Source organism: Corynebacterium mendelii (assembly GCF_017307055.1).
GTDB classification, from domain to species: Bacteria; Actinomycetota; Actinomycetes; order Mycobacteriales; family Mycobacteriaceae; genus Corynebacterium; species Corynebacterium mendelii.
On sequence record NZ_JAFLEQ010000011.1, the window covers coordinates 106,911 to 126,322 of the forward strand.

At 63.8% G+C, this 19,412-nt stretch carries 15 protein-coding genes; 12 read left to right on the forward strand and 3 right to left on the reverse strand.

Features of this window, described 5'->3' with window-relative positions:
* The first annotated feature begins 219 nt into the window (after nucleotides 1-219).
* The 7 genes from JZY06_RS07020 to dnaB all read left to right on the forward strand — a co-directional run bounded on the left by JZY06_RS07020 (nucleotide 220) and on the right by dnaB (nucleotide 9,176).
* A complete protein-coding gene (locus tag JZY06_RS07020) occupies nucleotides 220-2,349 on the forward strand; it encodes a transglycosylase domain-containing protein (protein WP_207278844.1) in 2,130 nt (709 codons plus the stop codon).
* A gap of 206 nt (nucleotides 2,350-2,555) precedes the next feature.
* Complete coding sequence (locus JZY06_RS07025) at nucleotides 2,556-4,091, forward strand: glycosyltransferase family 87 protein (protein ID WP_207278845.1); 1,536 nt, start codon at nucleotides 2,556-2,558, stop codon at nucleotides 4,089-4,091.
* On the forward strand, nucleotides 4,084-4,281 hold the full coding sequence (locus tag JZY06_RS07030) for a hypothetical protein (protein WP_377769085.1): 198 nt from the start codon (nucleotides 4,084-4,086) through the stop codon (nucleotides 4,279-4,281). The genes JZY06_RS07025 and JZY06_RS07030 overlap by 8 nt, the downstream gene beginning before the upstream one ends.
* Nucleotides 4,282-4,518: 237 nt before the next feature.
* The gene (gene rpsF, locus JZY06_RS07035) at nucleotides 4,519-4,806 is read left to right on the forward strand and encodes a 30S ribosomal protein S6 (RefSeq protein ID WP_207278846.1); all 288 of its coding nucleotides are present in this window, start codon (nucleotides 4,519-4,521) and stop codon (nucleotides 4,804-4,806) included.
* Nucleotides 4,807-5,251: 445 nt separating this feature from the next.
* On the forward strand, nucleotides 5,252-5,845 hold the full coding sequence (locus JZY06_RS07040; RefSeq protein WP_207278847.1) for a single-stranded DNA-binding protein: 594 nt from the start codon (nucleotides 5,252-5,254) through the stop codon (nucleotides 5,843-5,845).
* A gap of 116 nt (nucleotides 5,846-5,961) precedes the next feature.
* Entirely contained in the window at nucleotides 5,962-6,426 is a 465-nt protein-coding gene (gene rplI, locus JZY06_RS07045; RefSeq protein ID WP_207278848.1) for a 50S ribosomal protein L9, read from the forward strand.
* 1,334 nt (nucleotides 6,427-7,760) lie between these two features.
* Nucleotides 7,761-9,176, forward strand: coding sequence for a replicative DNA helicase (gene dnaB, locus JZY06_RS07050; RefSeq protein ID WP_207278849.1), 1,416 nt, complete (start codon nucleotides 7,761-7,763; stop codon nucleotides 9,174-9,176).
* Between the two features lie 124 nt (nucleotides 9,177-9,300).
* Here dnaB and JZY06_RS07055 read toward each other — a convergent pair whose 3' ends face one another.
* A complete protein-coding gene (locus tag JZY06_RS07055) occupies nucleotides 9,301-11,649 on the reverse strand; it encodes a heavy metal translocating P-type ATPase (protein WP_207278850.1) in 2,349 nt (782 codons plus the stop codon).
* A gap of 139 nt (nucleotides 11,650-11,788) precedes the next feature.
* Complete coding sequence (locus tag JZY06_RS07060; RefSeq protein ID WP_207278851.1) at nucleotides 11,789-11,995, reverse strand: heavy-metal-associated domain-containing protein; 207 nt, start codon at nucleotides 11,993-11,995, stop codon at nucleotides 11,789-11,791.
* A gap of 398 nt (nucleotides 11,996-12,393) precedes the next feature.
* On the opposite strand from JZY06_RS07060, the gene trxA reads away from it, so the two are divergent.
* The gene (gene trxA / locus JZY06_RS07065; RefSeq protein WP_207278852.1) at nucleotides 12,394-12,777 is read left to right on the forward strand and encodes a thioredoxin; all 384 of its coding nucleotides are present in this window, start codon (nucleotides 12,394-12,396) and stop codon (nucleotides 12,775-12,777) included.
* Nucleotides 12,778-12,954: 177 nt separating this feature from the next.
* Here the strand turns inward: trxA and JZY06_RS07070 are convergent, their stop codons facing one another.
* Nucleotides 12,955-14,718 (reverse strand): NYN domain-containing protein, encoded by a 1,764-nt coding sequence (locus JZY06_RS07070; RefSeq protein ID WP_207278853.1) that lies wholly within the window; start codon nucleotides 14,716-14,718, stop codon nucleotides 12,955-12,957.
* Between the two features lie 490 nt (nucleotides 14,719-15,208).
* On the opposite strand from JZY06_RS07070, the gene JZY06_RS07075 reads away from it, so the two are divergent.
* From JZY06_RS07075 to JZY06_RS07090, 4 genes are all read left to right on the forward strand, one after another.
* Nucleotides 15,209-15,619 (forward strand): GntR family transcriptional regulator, encoded by a 411-nt coding sequence (locus JZY06_RS07075; protein ID WP_207278854.1) that lies wholly within the window; start codon nucleotides 15,209-15,211, stop codon nucleotides 15,617-15,619.
* A 70-nt stretch (nucleotides 15,620-15,689) separates the two neighbouring features.
* Nucleotides 15,690-16,607 carry an AAA family ATPase gene (locus tag JZY06_RS07080; protein WP_207278855.1) on the forward strand — a complete coding sequence of 306 codons (918 nt, stop codon included), beginning with the start codon at nucleotides 15,690-15,692 and terminating at the stop codon, nucleotides 16,605-16,607.
* Nucleotides 16,608-16,741: 134 nt separating this feature from the next.
* The gene (locus JZY06_RS07085) at nucleotides 16,742-17,896 is read left to right on the forward strand and encodes a hypothetical protein (RefSeq protein WP_207278856.1); all 1,155 of its coding nucleotides are present in this window, start codon (nucleotides 16,742-16,744) and stop codon (nucleotides 17,894-17,896) included.
* A gap of 278 nt (nucleotides 17,897-18,174) precedes the next feature.
* The gene (locus JZY06_RS07090) at nucleotides 18,175-19,269 is read left to right on the forward strand and encodes a hypothetical protein (RefSeq protein ID WP_207278857.1); all 1,095 of its coding nucleotides are present in this window, start codon (nucleotides 18,175-18,177) and stop codon (nucleotides 19,267-19,269) included.
* Nucleotides 19,270-19,412 lie beyond the last annotated feature (143 nt).

The window sequence follows — 19,412 nt, forward strand, 5'->3', positions numbered from 1 at the left end:
TGTCCTGGTCCACCACCCCACAGGTGGCGGGTTTGTCTGCCGCCGCCGGGTATGCGCCGTGCCGCCTGTGCGATGTGACCTGCCGGGTTGCAAGGACTTAGACTTGGGATCCACACCGCCCGCCCCCGGTTGTTGGTTCGTCCGCCCGCCGGGGCGCCCGCCGGTGGTGTTTTCCGCACCTGTTTTTCCCAGACACTTTCTTTTTAAGGATTCCCAACGGTGGCCACTGCCGAGAACAACCGGGATCGACGCCCCCGGCACCACAAGACGACCACCCCGCTGCGCTTGGTGTGGCGGGTTGTGATTGTGCTGGTTGTCCTGGCGGTTGCCCTGCCTGTCGGGGTGTTTGCCACCGCCTACATCGTCACCGATGTTCCCGAACCTGAACAGCTGGTGACCAAACAGGTCTCGACGGTCTACGCCGCCGACGGCCAGACTGAACTGGCCCGTATCGTTCCCCCGGAGGGCAACCGGCAGGCAGTGAGCCTGGAACAGATGCCGCAGTCGCTGCTGTATGCGGTCATGTCGGCCGAGGACCGGGAGTTCTACTCCAATCCGGGTTTTTCCCTGACCGGTTTCGGCCGGGCCGTCATCGGGCAGCTGACCGGCAACAGCAGCGCCGGCGGCGGGTCGACGATCACCCAGCAGTACGTCAAAAACGCCGTCGTCGGCAATGAGCGTTCCATCCGGCGCAAACTCAAAGAGCTGGTGATCTCGGCGAAAATGGCCAACCAGTGGTCCAAGGACGATGTGCTGGAAGCCTATTTGAACACCATCTACTTCGGCCGTTCCTCCTACGGGGTGGCCGCGGCCGCCCGGGCCTACTTCGGTATCCCCATCGACCAGCTCACCCCCGCCCAGTCGGCGGTGCTGGCCGCGGCCATCCAACGGCCCAGCCAGCTGGACCCCTGGTTCAACCGGGAAGCGGCCGAAGCCCGGTGGAACTATGTTCTCGACGGGATGGTGAAAATGGGCTATCTCATCGAGCGGGAACGCGCCGACATGGTCTACCCGGAGGTCACCGACCCGGCCACCAACCAGCCCTACACCGTGGCCCAGTCCACCAACGGGCTGATCAAAAACCGGGTGATGGCGGAATTGAACCGGTTGGGTTTGAGCGAACACGACGTGCAGACCAAAGGCCTGCGGGTGACCACCACCATCGATCCGAAGGTGCAAAACGCCATCGTTGACGCGGTCAATGACAACGCCCCCGACTGGGATGACCAGATCCGGCAGGCGGTGGTGAGCATTGATCCGCGCACCGGGGCGGTCAAGGGCTACTACGGCGGGGAGGATCCGCAGGGCTGGGATTACGCCAACGGTCCCCGGCCGACGGGATCGACCTTCAAAATCTTCGGCCTGGCCGCAGCCCTGACCCAGGGCATTCCACTGACGCAGGGCTATTCCTCCGCCCCGGTTCAGACCGGGGATACCTGGGTGACCAACTCCGATGGTGAGACCTGCGGTTTCTGCTCCATTGAAACAGCCCTGAAAATGAGCCTGAACACCTCGTTCCTGCGGCTGGAGGGGGATTTGTTCAACGGCCCGCAGGATGTGGCCGACACCGCGCACGCCCTGGGGGTGGCCCGCACCCTGCCCGGCATCGGTGACACCCTGGCCGAACCGGGCGATACCCCGCCCTACGACGGCATTATTTTGGGCCAGTACGATTCCCGCCCCTTCGATATGGCTGTCGGCCTGTCCACCCTGGCCAACCAGGGGATATGGCATCAGCCGCATTTCGTCGAGCTGGTCACCGATTCCGCCGGGCAGGTGCTCTACCGGCACCGCGACGGCCAGGGCCAGCGCCGGGTGGGGGCGAATGTGGCCAACAGTGTCATCAACGCCATGCTGCCGATTGCCTCGTGGTCGAACGGCAAAACACTGCCCAACCGGCAGTCGGCGGTGAAAACCGGCACCGTGCAGCTGGGCGATACCGGCCAGAACAAAGACGCCTGGTGGATCGGCGCCACCCCGCAGCTGGCGACCGCGGTGTGGGTGGGAACCGAAAACAACACCCCGCTGACCAACTCCTGGGGCGGGCCGATGTACGGCGCGGGCCTGCCGGGAACCATCTGGCAGCAGCTGATGACCGGCGCCCTGACCGACGAGGAGATTCTCGAGTTCCCGCAGGCGAAGCCGTTGGGCTACACCAGCCCGAAGATCACCCTCAATTACGGCGGATCCGGCTGGTCGGGGTCGGCACCCCCAGCCGCCGAGACCATCCCGGAGGAGACTGAGGGGCAGCAACCGGCTGAACCGGTTGAACCGGCCCCGGCCCCCGCCCCGCCGGAGCAGATAGAGATTCTGCCCGGGGTGAGTGTGCCGAACATATTCGGCCTGTAAGCCCCGGCCACAGGCAGCTGCCGCGGGCGGTGCCGGCGGGGCCGGCACCGCCCGGCCCATGGTGTGCCGGCCGGTTGTGTCAGTCGGTCGCGGGGATGGATAATCACCCCAGGTACCCTGACACGACAGCCGTGATTGCCCGGCAATCGATCATGAGCTTGTTTTTGTGTGCGGAAAAAACGCAGCAACCCCGAAGGAGAACACCCGTGCCGACGGCCCAGACCAACCCCGGGGATCACGCCCCCGCGGTTGCCCGCGATCACACCGGCGGTGAGGTGACCCGTTTTCTTGGCGGACCGGCCGGAAAACTGGCCTCCCCGGTCACCCGCGGGCTGCCCGGTATCACCGCCACGCTGCTGTTGGTGGCCGGGTTTTTCCTGCTGCTGGGCTTTGCCACCAAAGCCAACTGCCTGAGCAGCGCGCCGGGCGACGGCACCTTTTCGATCAACTGGTCCGGCCACCGGCAGTACATCTCGTTTTGCTACAACGACATTGTTCCCCTCTACGGGCTGGAAGGCTTTTCCGACGGGGCGGTGCCCTACCGCTACAGCTGGGAATCCGACGGACAGATCCGCTACACCGAATACCCGGTGGCCACCGGCTTTTTCATGTGGCTGACCGCGGCGATCACCCGGGCGATCTATCCGCTGATCCATGCCACCGGGTTTATTCCGCTGGCCCCGGCGGCAGTCTTTTTCATCGTCAATGCGGTGCTGTTGTCCGGACTGTGGCTGGGCACCATTGTGCTTCTGCGGCGGCTGGCAGGCCCCCGGCCGTGGGATGTGCTGCTGGCCGCGGCCTGCCCGATCGTGATCATGCATGCGTTCACCAACTGGGATATGCTGCCGATCTTTTTCGCGGTGCTGGCCGTGGCCGCCGCCGCCCGGGGCAGCAGCACCGCCGCCGGGGTGGCCATCGGTGTCGGTACCGCTTTTAAACTGTGGCCGCTGTTTTTGCTGGGCGCCTATCTCACGCTCGCGGTACGCCACAAAACCTTCCGGCCTTTCTCGCTGATGCTCGCCGGTGCCTCGGCCAGCTGGGTGGCCATCAACCTGCCGGTGTATCTGGCCTGGCCGGACGGCTGGATGGAATTCTGGCGGATGAACTCCACCAGGGGCGCGGAATGGTCGACCGTCTACGCGCTGATCAACCGGCTCACCGGATACGACACCTTCCACACCGCCGATAGCGGGCCGGGCCTGCTCAACAGCATCAGCATGGTGGCGTTCATCCTGTGCTGCGCGGCGATCCTGGCGCTGGGCACCGGCGCACGATACCGCCCGCGGGTTGCCCAGCTGATTTTTCTGATCCTGGTGGCGTTCGTGCTCACCAACAAGGTCTACAGCCCGCAGTATTCGATGTGGCTGGTGCCGTTTGCGGTGCTGGCGGTGGGAAACCGGCCGAAATTGGTGGTTTCCTGGATGCTCGCCGACATGATGCTGTGGCCGATTTTGTGCTGGACCATGCTCGGCGCGGACAACAAAGCCCTGCCGGATCCGTTCCTCAACACCATTGTCACCCTGCGCGGGGTGCTGCTGGTGGCTCTGGCGGTGGTGGTGGTGCGCACCATCATGGGCAAACATGATGATCCGTTGGCCGGTGCCGACGGCACAACTGATCCGCTGGCCGGGGATTTCGCCCCGCCGTCACCCCGGGTGGCCGGCCACCCGGCCGGGGATCAACCGGCAAGCGGCAACAACTGTGAGGGTGCCGCGGCACCCGGGAAGGACACCTGTGCCTGATTCGACAACCATGGCCGGTGTGGTCAGCATCGGTATCGGTTTCTTTTTGTTCATGGGTTCTTTTTTGAGCTACTACTACAAAAAACCGCAGAAACTCACCTGGACCCTGTTCGGGGTGGCGATCATGTTTTTGACCGTGATCCCGGTGTTTCTGGCCGTTTTCGCGGCCTCCACGCCACCGGCGCCCTAGCCTGCCCGCGGAGTGGCCCGCATCCTGCCGGTCGAGGGGGGAAGAAAATGACACCGATGGTGTTTGGGTGAAACGTGTGTGCCCGCCCGCCGACCGGCCGGTCGGCGATTGTCTTTTCGCCCGCTGTCTCGTGTACGGTGGTTAGGTTGCTTGACGCAACGACCCTCCTGCCGTACCCACATTGGACCGGGTGCGGCCGATTACACAATTACTAGACCACAGGAGGTGATGAGGTCCGTGCGTCACTACGAACTCATGATCATTCTCGACCCCAGTCAGGATGAGCGCACTGTCGCCCCGTCCCTGGACAAGTTCCTCGACGTCGTCCGCAAGGAAGACGGAACAGTCGACAAGGTTGACATTTGGGGTAAGCGCCATCTGGCGTACCCGATCAACAAGAAGGAAGAGGGCATCTACGCCGTCGTCGATCTCACATGTGAGCCCGACACCGTGCAGGAGCTTGACCGTCTTCTGAACCTCAACGACAGCATTCTGCGGACGAAAGTCCTGCGTACCGAACGCTGACCGTTTGAACCCCGGTCCCATCCTCCCGGACGCGGCTTAAGGCGACAAGCCCGCACCGCCCCGCAGGGGAAACGCAGGGACCACCGGATGCGGAGATGTCCGCGGATGCACCGGCGGTGCACCCGAGGACACCAACCCCGGTGGCGGCAGGGGACCTGCTTTGTGAAACTTGAAGATGCGGATGCTTGTCATCCGTGGTGCCGGTGGGTGCACACCCACCCGCCGTCTCAGGCTTCCACCACAATTTTTCCAGTGTGACCCGCACCGTTATCCGCTTTTCCACCACCGGCCGAACTTTCCCCGACCCCCGGGTTGCGGCGATGTTCACCGGTTGTGGCACGTGGATGACACAGTGCCAGGTAACCGGCGCAGCCAAGCCGTCACAACGGCCGCAGGCGCCGCCCCCGACAGAAGGCGGGCACACAGAAAGGCAGAAACAGCACACATGGCTATCGGAGAAACACCCATTACTGTCGTCGGCAATCTGGTCGACGATCCGGAACTGCGCTACACCCCGTCGGGGTCAGCGGTGGCCAATTTCCGGGTGGCATCGACCTCCCGGCGCTTCGACTCCCAGTCCAACGGCTGGGTGGAGGGCGACACCCTGTTTTTGACCTGCAATGTGTGGCGTCAAGCCGCCGAAAACGTCGCCGAAACCCTGCACAAGGGTATGCGGGTGATTGTCAACGGCCGGTTGCGTCAGCGTTCTTTCGACACCCGTGAGGGTGAGCGCCGCACAGTGTTTGAAATTGAGGTCGACGATGTCGGCCCGTCGCTGAAATACGCCTCCGCCGAAGTCAAACGCAACCCGCCTTCCGGCGGGGGCGGAAACTACGGCGGCGGTGGCTACGGCGGCGGCGGTGGCGGCTACCAGAACAACAATGCTTCCGGCGGCCAGCCCGCGGGCAACCGCGGCGGATACCAGGGAAATAACCGGAACCAGGGCGGCAACAATCAACCGCAGCCCGATTCCGATCCGTGGTCGACAGCACCGGCGGCAGGCGGTTTCAACAACCAGCAGGACGATCCCCCCTTCTGATCCCCGTGGACTCCAGCGGGACACCGGTCGGCGCAACCGCCGGTCGTCCACGGTCAACGGGACCACACCACAAGTCGAATTTTTTAAACGAGAAACTTTTTTGAAAGGCAGGGATCATGAAGCTGATCCTCACAGCCGCGGTCGAGAACCTCGGTGTCACTGGTGACATCGTCGAGGTCAAACCCGGCTACGGACGTAACTACCTGCTTCCGCGCGGCCTGGCCATTGTGGCCACCAAGGGCGCCGAGAAGGAAGCACTGGAGCTGCGCAAGCGGCGCCAGTCGAAGCTGGTCCGCGATCTGGACCACGCCCATGAGCTGAAAGAACAGCTGGATTCCCTGGAGGGCGTCACCATCAAGGTGAAGACCTCCGACAAGGGCAAACTGTTCGGTTCGGTCATGGCATCCCACCTGGCTGCGGCCATCACCGAGGCCGGCGGCCCGGAGATCGACCCCTCCATGATTGGGCTGGCCAAGGGACAGGTCAAAACCACCGGTACGCACAGCGCCCCGGTCGACCTGCACACCGACATTCAGGCTGAGGTCTCCTTCGAGGTCGTTGCGCTGGACAAAGAGTCCTAACCGACACCACCCCGAAGTTGTTTCTACGCCCAGCGCGTATGACGCGCACCACCGCCCGCCTGACACGCGGGCCGCTTGAACCCCGCCGGGTGTGACACCCCGGAGACATCCCACCACCGGCGCCGGGATAAGTTTTTCCCTTATCTTCTACAGCGCCCCACGCCGCGCCTGACACCGCGGCCACGGTGGGGATACTTACCGGGCAGGCAAAAACACAGCGTAGACACTATCCAATCCCCGGGACGTTGTCCCGGTGGTTGGCACAGCAACCATCACGCCATACTCATACGACAACAGCATCCCGCCGGAAGCGGCCTCGACGGCCGTGACATGACCGTCGATCCGCACCGTCGGACACAAGGACAACGGCATCCGTTACGCCAGGCACACCGCCGCGGCGCACCGGGTGCCGTTTACCTATTTCTCAGCCGGTGTTTACCCCGATAAATGCCCATCGACCCCGGTCAATGCCCCTGTGGATAACCTCCCGCAGTCTGTGGATAACCGCACCGGCACCGCGGTGTGCCCGGTCCATGACCTCTGCTGCCGCATCAGGTGCGCCACCTGTCCCGGATGATGTACCCGGCCATCCCGGCACCCGCCCCGCCTGTAAGGAAGATCACTTTTTCGTCATCTACCTGCAGTAACAGTAAATGCGCCAGTGGGCTTGGGGGAGGAATTGCCCGGCTGTGGTGGCTGTGGCCTGTGGAAAGGCACGTTATCCCCAATGTGCCCACAGGGTTATCCACAGCAGTTGTGGATAACCCTGTGTTCGGGCCGGGGAAACTGTGGGAGATACCGGTCACCCAGCGCGGCGGGTTTACCGCCGCGACAGGTTCGCCGGGTGGGTGGCAGCGGTGGTGCCCGGCCCTTTCAACGGATGCCCGGGGCCTTTTTTCGTGGCGGGTTCCCCGGCCCCGGGCCGCGGCCGACCGGTGCCCGGTCCGGGGCCGGGGGATCACCTCCCCGGTCGGGGCGGTTGGCTGCTTCCACCCCCGGGTGGCACCCGGTGCAGCCACCCGCAGCGGCCGGGTGGGCGAGTGGGAAAAACCGGGAACAACACCGCGGTGTCCTCGGGTTTTGCCTCTGCCGCCACCGGGTCGGGTGGCCCGCCGGCCGTGGCCGGCGGTTGTGCAACCCCCGGTTGACACCTAGAGTTCACTAGTTGTCGGTCGGTGGCCCCCAAACTCCCGTGCAACCCGCAAAAAACAGGATCCAGGTGCCGGTGAGCCTGGTGTCGCAGCCTGTTGCGGTGCAGCCGGGGGTTTAGCCCCAACACCCGGTGTGCCGTGCCGTCGACGACGTGTCCCTGCCGCCCGAAGTGAAAAGTGACCATGACCGAGCAACACGCTTTCGCCGCTGATCTTCCCCCGGAAGAGCCGCCCTTCGATCCGGTATCCGCCCCGGCCGGGCGCTACCGTGCCGACCGCACCCCACCGCACGATGTGGAAGCCGAAATGGGTGTGCTGGGGTCGATGATGCTGTCCCCGGGGGCGATCGTCGATATTGTCGGCACCCTGTCGGAGGATTCCTTCTACCGGGTCAGCCACCAGCTGATCTACCGGGCGATTGTCGACTTATTCGCCAACAACAAGCAGGTTGATGCGGTGCTGGTGTCCAACCGGCTGCGCCGTAACGGGGAACTGGAGCAGGTCGGCGGCCCGGCCTACCTGCACACCCTGGTCGAATCGGTGCCCACGTCAGCCAACGCCGTCTACTACGCCGAAATCGTCGCCGAGAAAGCTATTTTGCGGGGACTGGTCAATGCGGGCACCAAAGTGGTTCAGCTGGGCTATGAGGGGCTGGAAGGCGCCGAAATCGACGGGGTTCTCGACAGCGCCCAGCAGGCGGTGTTCGCCATCGGGCGAGGCAACAAGGAAGACGACTACCAGGTGCTGGGGGATTTGATCAACCCGGTCTGGGAAGAGCTTGATGCGTTGACCCGCTCCGACGGGATGGCCAACGGGGTATCGACCGGTTTCAAGGATCTGGACAAACTGGTCAACGGTTTGCACGGCGGCCAGATGATCATTGTCGCCGCCCGCCCCGGTGTCGGTAAATCCACCATCGCCATGGACTTCATGCGCTCGTGTTCGATCCGGCAGAACAAAGCCTCGATCCTGTTTTCGCTGGAAATGAGCAAATCAGAGGTGGTGCAGCGGATCCTGGCGGCGGAAGCCAGCGTCAAGCTGGCCGATATGCGGTCCGGGCGGCTCACCGACGAGCACTGGGACAAGCTGGCCGAATCACTCAACCACCTGGAAGACGCGCCGCTGTATATCTCCGACAACGCCTCCATGACGATGATGGATGTGCGCGCCAAAGCCCGCCGCCTGGCGCAAAGCGTCGACCTGGGGCTGATTGTGCTGGACTACCTGCAGTTGATGTCGTCGGGTAAACGGGTCGAATCCCGCCAGCAGGAGGTCAGTGAGTTCTCCCGGCAGATGAAGCTTCTGGCCAAGGAACTTGATGTGCCGGTGGTTGCGATCTCCCAGCTCAACCGTGGCCCGGAATCCCGCACCGATAAAAAACCGCAGCTGGCTGACCTGCGTGAGTCCGGCTCCCTGGAGCAGGACGCCGACATGGTGTTTCTGCTCTACCGGCCGGACTCGCAAAACCCCAACGATGACCGGGCCGGGGAAGCCGATGTGATTGTCGCCAAACACCGTGGTGGACCGATCGGCACCGTCAACCTGGCCCACCAGATGCACTACAGCCGTTTCGTGGACATGGCCCGGGAACCGGAATAACCCAAACCCGCCCCGCTGCGCCACTGCACGCGCCCCCTGCACACAGATTGTCCGGCAGGGGGCGCGTTGTGTGTCTGTTGTGCGTGTGTGTTTAGCGTGTGTGCTGTGGTGGGCGGGAGGCTTTTTACGCGGGACTGAGCGGGGAGAATTTTTTCAGCCGCAGCGAGTTGGTGACCACAAACACCGAGGAGAAGGCCATGGCCGCCCCGGCGAGCATCGGGTTGAGAAGCCCCATGGCCGCCACCGGAATGAGCACCACATTGTAGGCGAAAGCCCACACCAGGTTGCCCCTGATTGTCCGGAAGGTGGCCCGCGCCAGCCGCACCGCATCGGCGGCGCCGAGCACACTGTTTTTCATGATGGTGATGTCACTGGCGGCGATGGCCACATCGGTTCCCGCCCCCATGGCAAGACCCAGATCGGCCTGCGCCAGGGCGGCCGCATCATTGACCCCGTCGCCCGCCACGGCAACAACCGAGCCATTTTTCTGCAGGCGTGCCACTTCGTCGAGTTTGCCCCGCGGGCTGGCGCCGGCCACCACACAATCGGGGTCGATACCGGTGTCGGCGGCTACCGCCGCGGCCGCGGCGGCATTGTCACCGGTGACCATCACCGGCCGGATACCCAGGGCACGCAGTGCCTCGATTGCCTGCCGGGAGGTGGGTTTGACGGTGTCACTGACCGCGATCACCGCCACCGGTTGTCCGTCGACGGAAACCGCCACAGTGGTCGCCCCGTGGGCCAGGGCCTGTTCGTGTGCTTCCGCCAACACTCCGGTTATATCCCCACCGGCCCGGCCGACGGCGATCCTGTGCCCGCCGATGGATCCGCTGACCCCCACACCGGCCGTGGAGCTGAAATCATCGACCAGGCTGTGCCAGTCGGCTTCGGCTGTGCCGGCCAGTGCCGCGGTCAGCCCGTCGGCCGGGAACCCGGTATCGGCGGCAGCGGCGGGCGGGTGGGAGTGGGCGAACGTGGTGACCGCCCGGGCGATGGGGTGTTCCGAACCGTGCTCGACCGCCGCGGCCAGTGCCGCGGTGGTGGCCGCATCCCAGCCGGGGGCGGTGGTGATGTCGGTGACCCGCATGCAACCGGTTGTCAGGGTGCCTGTTTTGTCCAGCACCATGGTGTCGATTCCCCGGGAGGCCTCCACTGCCTCCGGGCCGGTGATCAACAGCCCCAGCTGCGCGCCGCGGCCGGTGCCGACCAGCAGCGCGGTGGGGGTGGCAAGACCCAGGGCACACGGGCAGGCCACCACAACCACTGCGACCGCGGCGGAAAAAGCACTGGCCACCGCAGCTCCGGCGGCCAGCTGGCCGATGAGGGTGAGGACACTGACTGCCAGCACCACCGGCACGAAGACGGCCGATATTTTGTCGACCAGTTTCTGCACCGGGGCTTTGGCCGCCTGGGCGTTGGCGACCATCTCGGTGATGGCCGCCAGGGTGGTGTCCGCGCCGGTGCGGGTGACTTCGACGATCAGTCGCCCGGAGGTATTGACCGTCGCCCCGGTGACGGCGTCACCGACGGTGACTTCCACCGGAACTGATTCACCGGTGAGCATTGATTCGTCGACCGCCGACGAGCCGTGCACCACGGTGCCGTCGAGCGGTATTTTTCCGCCCGGGCGCACCAGCACCGTATCGCCGACAACCAGGGTATCGACATCGACGAGCTGTTCTTTGCCGTCGGTGATCAGTGAGGCCTGGGTGGCCCCCAGACGGGCCAGTTCACTGATCGCTTCGGCGGAGGATGCCCTGGCTTTCGCCTCCAGGTATTTTCCGCACAGCAAAAACACCACCACCATGGCGGCGGTGTCGAGGTAAATCTCCGACAGTGCGGCGTGCCCGGCGTGCCCGGTGAAATGGAATCCCATCCGCATGGTTTTCTCGCCGGCCCCGCCGAAAAACAGGGCAATGACAGACCAGCCGAAAGCGGCCGTGGTTCCCACACTGACCAGGGTGTCCATGGTGAACGTCAGGCTGGGCAGGTTTGTTACCGCGGTGCGGTGGAAAGGCCAGCCGCCCCACAGCCACACCGGTCCGGCCAGCGCCAGACACAGCCACTGCCAGTGGTCGAACTGCAGTGGCGGAATCATCGACAGCGCCATCACCGGCAGCCCCAGTGCCATGCTCACCCACAGCCGGTGGCCCAGTTCCCGCTGGTGTTTCCGGCGGGCGGTGCCGATGGGGTCATTGTCACAACTGGCCGGGCTGTCGGACGGGGTGTCCCCGGGGGCGCCGAGCACGAAACCGCCGTAGCCCATTTTTTCCACCAGATCGGTGAAATCACTGCTGGTGTAGCGCTGCGGATCGAAGGTGATGCGGGCTTGTTCGGTGGCGAAGTTGACGGTGGCGTCCACCCCGTCGAGACGGTTGAGTTTTTTCTCGATGCGCCCCGAACAAGCGGTGCACGACATTCCGGTGATACCCAGCTCCACGTGGTCGGTGGTTGCCGCGGCGGGGGTTGTCATTTTCTTTGAAGGTCCACTCTTTTTTCGGGCAATCTGGTACGGCGGGCTCCCATCCGGCGGCACCGCTTTCCCCGCGTCAGCCGTATGCCCCGGGCGGGGAAGCGGTGCCGCGGGAAGAAAAGTGAGCCGGTGGGAAAACCTAACTCACGGTGGCGGTGAAACCGGCCTCGTCGACAGCGGCGATCACGGCGTCATCGGTGAAACCCTCACCGGTGACCGTTGCGGTGCCGGCTGTCAGATCAACCTCGACGCCGGTGACGCCGGGGACTTTGCCCACCTCTTGCGTCACCGCGCTCACACAGTGTCCGCAGGTCATGCCATCCACGCTGTAGACAGTTGTACCCATGATCTTTTCCAACCGGGCCTTTCTTTTCTCTGATCTTTTTGCCTGACGGTAAAAAACACTGCCGGGCATCCGCCCGGGTGCTGGTGCGGCGCCCGCTTGCCGGGACACCATCCACTGCAACGCCACCCGGTGGCGGATTCATTCCCCGCCGCGGCCAAGGGAATGTCTGCTGCGCCCGCGGCGTTGCAAGGGGGTGCACACCGGCAATGCCGGGCAACAGGCCGCCGGAACCGGTGGTGCTGATCCGGTGGTGACCCGTATCCTCGGTGCCCCTGCCGGGGACTGTGCGGACACTGCGCGATCCCCAACATGCATATCGGCACCGCCGGGGCAGCAGCAGACGCCGCCGGGGCAGCCGGTACACAGCCAACAACTATTTTTTCCAAGGAGACCTACCAATGGCAACCATTGAATTGAATGCATCCAACTTCCAGGACACCGTTACCGCGGAGGGAATTACCCTGGTCGACTGCTGGGCTGCCTGGTGCGGGCCGTGCCGTCGTTTCGGGCCGATTTTCGAGGAAGTCTCTGAAGCCTATGACGATGTGACCTTCGGCAAGCTGGATACCGAACACAACCAGGAGATCGCCGCCGCACTGGATATCTCTTCCATCCCCACGGTGATGATTTTCCGCGACGGGGTGATGGTCTACCGCTCCTCGGGGGCGATGGACAAACGCAATCTCTCCCACCTGGTTGACGAGACCAAGAAACTGGACATGGATCAGGTGCGCCGCGACATCGACCGGCAGGCCGAGCCGAAAAAAACCAAGCGTTTCTAAAGTGGGCACCCCACCTTTGCTGAACCTGTAGGGGAAAAACACACATCCGGCCCCCACCGTTTATTTTTCGGCGGGGGCCGGATGTGTTGTATCGTTCCCGGGTTTAATTCACCCACCCCACCCCTGCCGGGATCAGCCGGATGCTGCCCCGGCACCCACAGGGCGGCGGGGGAGGGATCAGTAGTCCCTCCGGTTGAGAAGAACCCCTCTGATGCCCTGGTGGAAGCCGTCGCGCAGTTCCACCCGCTGGGCGTCGGTGAGGGTGTATTCGTGAAGGCGTTCACAGGCGAACTGCAGCAGCGGCCGGTCCACCTCGTTGGGCAGTGATCCGCCGGACAGTTCATGCGCCCGATCCAGCTGCTCTTCAGTGGCGGCATTGTCGTACCACCAGATGGCGTACTGCTGGCCCACATCGTAGGGGGTCTGGAAGCCACCTGATCCCCACACCTCATTCGAGACCGGGACATAGCGGGAATTCAGCCGCCGTTTCGGGGCCATCATCGACGGCAGGGGAATGGTTTTTTTCGGCACATCCCCGGGGCTGGGTGAGCGTTGTCCGGCAGAAGCGCCCGCGGCCCCGTCGTCGGCCGCCGTGTTCTGTTCCGCCGCCCGGTCGGTGTCGTCGGCCGCGCTGCCGCTGTCGCTGTCGGTATCCGGCTGCCGGACCTCTTCCCCGGTGTCAGTCATCTCACCGGAGATATCACCGGCTGTGTCTGCCGGGGTCTTGCTGTCCCGGTGGGCGTTGACAATGGCCCGCTGCCGGGCGTCTTCTTCGGAGGGAAGATCCTCGCCGGGGTGTTGCCGTACCCCGGCATTGGTGGCCGGGGTGGCTGCCGAGGCACTGTCGGGTGCCGGCTCATCACCGGTGGCATCCCGTGCGGCCAGCGGGGGAGTGGGCACACTGTGCCGGTCAACCGAATGACCGCCATCGGCCCGGGTGGCAGCATCACCGGTGAAGGCGCACTGGCCGCTGTCCGGGGCTGGTTCAACCGCGGCACAGTCAGCTGCCGCCTGCTGGTCCGGCCGGTCCGCAGCATCGCCGGTGCTGCCGGCATCCGCTTCCGGCTGCCCCGGGTCCGCAGCCGGTTGGTTCCGGTCACCCTCGCCCGCCGCCTGCTCATCAGCCGCCGGCCGGCTGTCGGTGTCCGGGGTGGTTTCCCCGCAGCCGTCGTCGGTCCGGACCCCGGAGTCATCTGTCCGGGATTCGGTGTCATCTGTCCGGGATTCGGTGTCTGGTGGGGTGTCGGTTGACTGGCTGTCGGGGACGGGCGGTGCCGCCGGTGCCGTCTGGTGCGGACCATGCGGGCCGACAGTGGGAACTTTGGTGGGTCCTTTGTCTTCCGGTGGTTCAACATCACCGACCGGTTTACCCCTGACCACCGGCGGCAGCGGACCCTCCAGGACCTGCAGCTGCATGCAGTCGGCGAAATCCTCCCGCGGATCCAGAATCGTGGTGGAATCGCAGGCGTGCCGCAGCGCCGAACTCATCGAATCCCAGCCGAAGCCGTACAAATGGACCCGTACCCCGGCGGCGGTGGCCTCTTTGACACCGGGAAGCATGTCGGCATCCCCGGAGACCAGCACAATATCGCTGCACTGGCCGCGCAAACCGGCGATGACCATATCGGCGACCAGACGCGTGTCGACCGCTTTCTGGGTGCGGCGTTCGCCCCATTCGATCAGCTGCCCGGCACGCAACTGAACACCGTCACAGGTGCGCAGGGCACGCTGGTAACGGTGCGGTCCGGAATCGGGGATTCCGTCGTACCACATCTGGCGTTGAATGGGCTGGCCCAACTGGGACTGGACCATGCCCCCTAAAACATTGACTACCTCCGGAAGATCGATTTCTAACTGTGCCCGGGCACCTGTTTCCCACGAGTTGTAAAAGCTCGCGAGCAAATAGGACGTATCCACGAACACTTGTGTGCGTTCAAGCATGTCTCCACTATTTCCATTCCTACGATTTAAGTAATGTGTTGTGCCTACCAGCATGCACCATGCACCCGCCTTCCGTCGATCTGGGCGACAATCGCTGCAGCTAAACCGGATTTCGTTTTTCCACGCCCCTCCTGATGCGCCCCGTGCCGTGGTGGCTGCGGCTACCCGCCCCGCCGCGCCGGGCCTGCCGTGGCGGCTGTGGCGGGTGATGGAGCGGGTGATTGATGGTGTGACTCCACCGGGGCGGGGACGGGAAAAACAGACGGTGCGGCATCGGGTTCCCGTCTGCCGGGGGTGGGCCGGGGGTGGCTGGTTGCTGTGGGGCGGGCAGTCGCCGGGGTGGTGGTGGGGTGCGTTTTTCCACTTGTGGTGTCGGCGTTGCCGCCGGGGCGGGGTGGCGGACAACAGGGAGCGGTATTGCGCGGGGAACCCCACGGGTCCTATGGTTGGTTACACAAGTAACTAACCCATCAACCGGTCAGGAGGAGACATGGACGATGCGCAGGGCCCGCTGTTTGAACAGATAGCCCGCCTGATCGTCGATGCGATCGTGGCCGGTTCCCTCAACCCCGGGGACCGTGCCCCCTCACAAAACGAATTGGCCCGGTTCCACAACGTCAATCCGGCCACCGCCCGAAAGGGCCTGAGCATCCTCGTCGAGCGCAATATTCTCCACAAGCGCCGCGGGCTGGGGATGTTCGTCACCGACGACGCCAAACAACTGATCCTCGCCGACCGCACCCGGGATTTCGCCGCCGACTATGTGGCGCCACTGGTCCGGGAGGCCCGGGCCTTGAATATCAGCGGCACCCACCTGCACGACCTCATCGACCAGGCACTGCTCGACCAGGTGGACCGGGCGGATACGCCGTCCGGCCCGGATGCCCTGCCCGGCAGGTAGCGGTCACCCCGCCTGCGGGACGACAACAAACAACAAAGACATACCGGTACCAGAAAAGAGGTAGCCCACCATGACGTACTCTTCCCCCACCCCGGGCGACAGGGTCATCCACGCCGATCACGCCCGGCTGGCCTACGGAAAAACCACTGTCGCCACCGATATCACCCTGGCGTTGACAACACCCGGCTGCCATCTGGTGGTAGGACCCAACGGCTCGGGCAAAACCACGCTTTTGCGGGCAATCGCCGGGCAGATACCCGTCGACGGCACCTTCACCGTGTCCGGGGACAAACCCTTCGACAACCAGCAGATTATGGACCAGTGCGTGCTCATGGGTGCCGATATCGGTTTCCCGACGGCGTGGAAAGCACGCACGGTGCTGCGCATCGCCGCCGACCGGTGGTCCACCTTCGATACCTCCCGCGCCGATGAGCTGGTGGACATCTTCGGGCTGGACACGGACAAAAACTACGGGGAATTGTCCCGCGGGCAGAAAACCGCCCTGCAGGTGGTTGTGGCTCTTGCCGCCCGGTGCCCGATCACCTGCCTGGATGAACCCTATCTGGGACTGGATATTGAACGCCGCGGGATTTTGTACCGGGAGCTGGCCGAAGAAATCGCCCACCATCCCCGCACCTTCATTATCGCCACCCACGAACCCGCCGATGCCGCATCCATTACAGACACAGTCACGGTGCTGGATGAGAAAAAGATGCTGTTCTGCGCCACCGCCGAGCAGCTGGCCGACGATGTGGTCACGGTGGCCGGGCCGTCGAATGCCTGCGAAAAGCTCACCGCCGACTGCCCCGACCTGGTGCTGGCCACCACCACAACAACCGGCATGAGCCGGGTGATCATCGACCTGCGCGGGCAGGACGACATCGTTTTCTCCCGCCTGGCCGACAAAGCCGCCCAGTTGAAGCTGACAGCCGGGCCCACCGAATTGGACACCACCATTGCCGCGTTAATCAGTAAAAACCGCGGCTGACCCCCGAGTTTGACGCCACGGCGACACGCACGTGCGACAAGACCCAAAAAATGACATACCCCGTCGGCTTGTCCGCGGCTTATTTAAAAAAAACTCCCGGCAGTGTCCCGCAGGCAAAGGAGAGTTGAGACACCATGAACGCCACCCGTACCCGCACCCCGGCTACACCCCGCCACACAGCACCAGCCCCGACAGGGCAGTTGACCTGGCGCAGTGCGCTTGTCGCCGCCCTGGACGGCAACCGGTGGATGCTGGCACTCATCATCGCCATCAGCATGCTCGGCTTCCTGGCACTGAGCGGCATACACGTGGCCCTGACGGCAAGCCTGGCGGTAGTGGGTTTTATTCCGCAAATGCTGAAAACCATGACCGCCGGCTACCGGGGGCTGGGGGTGCCGCGCGGCACGTGGCTGAAACACCTGCCCATAGTGACCGCCGTGCTGCTTGCTGCCCCGGCACTGCCAATGGTGGTCAGCGCCCTGGTGGTTCAATCCCTGCTCGCCGTCATCCTGCTGGTTGTCCTGATCGGCTTCTACCTGCTGCAGGTTCTCGTGTGGCCGGGACGTATCTGGCCTGTCGGCGAGATAGACACACCCACGGCACCTGCAAAAAAAGGATTCACCAGATCGAAGTGGACTGACTGGAGTCTGCATGAGTCTGTGCGGAATCCGAAAAACTTCGCCGCCCTGGCAAACGCCTATGTGCAGTGGTCGAGTGTCTGCATCCTCCTGCTGGTCATGGTGGTGATTGTGCCGGTGATGGGAATGACCGTGAAACCGGAAGGTAATGCGGCGCTGGTATTTGCCACCGCCAGCAGTGCCGTCTTCGGCGGCAGCTTCGGCATCCGGTCGAACAATGTTGCCGCCTGGTTGAACCTGGGCGGCACCAGGGCGGGCCACTGGCAAAGGACCGTGAAAAAACTGCTGCCCTCCATTGCGGTGACAGCTGTCTTTGTCGGTGTGTTGTCCTGGGTGTTCACCCCTGAATCCCGCGATGCCGGACTGGCGTTTGTGGCCGCAAATTCCCTGAAAGTTGCCTTCACGTTATTCGGCATCACAGTCGTTTTGACCTATGTGCAGTACGGCCAGCTGCTGGCGGCCTATGCAACCGCCGCGGCAACAGGGCTGGCCGCAGTTATCGCCATCAACATCACCCATCCTTTAAGTCTGGGCATTCCCCTGGCGGGCATGGTGCTGTCACTGGTTGTCTCCCGGCGGCTGGCAATGAACTTCGACAACACCCGCGGCGACTACAACCCGCAACGAAACACCCGGGCAGCCGGCTCATAGCCGACCGGTCACCACCGGGTACCGCCACACAGCAAACACCCCGACCATCCACAACTTCCCCGGCGGATGCGACGACAACCACCCACCACCTTTGACACTAAGGTGTCGACGCATCCCGCCGGGGGACCAACCCAGAGACCTTCCGGCACAGACAAAAACTAAAGACGGCCGATTCCGTCTTGTCCCGCCGCGCCGGGTCGCACACGACACAACACAACACATATATAAGGACAGCGCCGGGAACAGCCCGAAAAACCGGTGGAAGGAGCAACAAAGCCATGACCGCGAAACTTGAAGGCCACCGGCAGCGACCGGCGAAGGTTCAGCCCGGGGTGCGCCGGGCGCTGCGGCACATCATGGCCAGACCATCGGCGCCGGAGGCCATTCGGGTAGTCACCAATTTCGCCACAGCCGCGGTGTTTTTCGCCACCACCTACCTGTGGGTGGGGACCTCACCGTGGCGGTGGGTGGTAATGGTGGCCGCAGCAGCTGTCTTATCTGTGACGGTTGCCGCAACCTGGGAAACCTATCTTGACAACCGGCAGCCGGTAGCCATGTCACTGAGCATCTCCCCGACAGCGTGGGCGGAAACCGCCAGACGCATCACCCTCGCCCAGACGGCAGTATGGACTATCACCTTCGCCGCCCTGGCATATATCACCGGCCAACCGTTGCCCTTGTTGGCTTTCACCGCCTCGGCCCTGACCCTGTGGACCGTGTGGAAGACCATCCACGGTGAAAACATCGCACCAGGAAAAATCAACCCCGGCCCCAAACAGGCACAACCGGTCAAGGCCGAAAGTTTTGTCCAGTTGTCCACACCCTCCCCGTCACCGCTGACATTCGGCATATTCTTCGGGGTCATGGCGGTCATTGTGGTTTTAATGGGAGTGCAGCGCAGCGTCATCGTGCCGGCGATTATGTGCATTGTGCTCTCCTCCGACATGGTCACCAGCACCTACCGCGAATGGCTTGCTTTCGGCGGCACCCGCAAAAAGCACTTTTCCGCCACCGTCCGCCGCTATCTTCAGCTGGTCGTGATCACACCCGTGGCCGTTGCGCCCGCAGTACTTTGGGCCAACCACCGCACCCCGGAGGTTTTCACCATGCCTTTGTGGACAATCTTCATGCTCCTGGCTTTCTACGGACTGGTTGCCGCAGCCAGCGCGGTTGCCGCCACCTACGGGCGCGCCCGGGCCGGAAAAAGATCGTGGCGCACCGCTGGATGGGTGTTTGCGGCCGCCTGCGCCTACACCTTCGCTGTGGATTCCTCCCCGACAAGCATCTGGCTGCCCCCACTGGTCGCCGTGATTGCCTCGGCCATTGTCATCACCGTTGCCGCCATCGATGCCCGACGCATCATGCCCGGGTGATCAACGGCCACGCGGCCCGGGAGCGGGCAAACAACCGCAAACAACAAAAACACCGCCGAATACGTTTCCGAAAAATACGCTGTGTGCTGGGGATTTGTGTGTGTGTTGGTTGGTGTGTATGTTTATTCAAGTCAGCGCGACCG

What these genes read in the sequence shown, in the direction of transcription:
- JZY06_RS07040 (WP_207278847.1), top strand. Translation starts at nt 5,252, where the DNA reads ATGGCTATCGGAGAAACACCCATTACTGTCGTCGGCAATCTGGTCGAC.
- rplI (WP_207278848.1), top strand. Translation starts at nt 5,962, where the DNA reads ATGAAGCTGATCCTCACAGCCGCGGTCGAGAACCTCGGTGTCACTGGT.
- dnaB (WP_207278849.1), top strand. Translation starts at nt 7,761, where the DNA reads ATGACCGAGCAACACGCTTTCGCCGCTGATCTTCCCCCGGAAGAGCCG.
- JZY06_RS07055 (WP_207278850.1), bottom strand. Translation starts at nt 11,649, where the DNA reads ATGACAACCCCCGCCGCGGCAACCACCGACCACGTGGAGCTGGGTATC.
- JZY06_RS07060 (WP_207278851.1), bottom strand. Translation starts at nt 11,995, where the DNA reads ATGGGTACAACTGTCTACAGCGTGGATGGCATGACCTGCGGACACTGT.
- trxA (WP_207278852.1), top strand. Translation starts at nt 12,394, where the DNA reads ATGGCAACCATTGAATTGAATGCATCCAACTTCCAGGACACCGTTACC.
- JZY06_RS07070 (WP_207278853.1), bottom strand. Translation starts at nt 14,718, where the DNA reads ATGCTTGAACGCACACAAGTGTTCGTGGATACGTCCTATTTGCTCGCG.
- JZY06_RS07075 (WP_207278854.1), top strand. Translation starts at nt 15,209, where the DNA reads ATGGACGATGCGCAGGGCCCGCTGTTTGAACAGATAGCCCGCCTGATC.
- JZY06_RS07080 (WP_207278855.1), top strand. Translation starts at nt 15,690, where the DNA reads ATGACGTACTCTTCCCCCACCCCGGGCGACAGGGTCATCCACGCCGAT.
- JZY06_RS07085 (WP_207278856.1), top strand. Translation starts at nt 16,742, where the DNA reads ATGAACGCCACCCGTACCCGCACCCCGGCTACACCCCGCCACACAGCA.
- JZY06_RS07090 (WP_207278857.1), top strand. Translation starts at nt 18,175, where the DNA reads ATGACCGCGAAACTTGAAGGCCACCGGCAGCGACCGGCGAAGGTTCAG.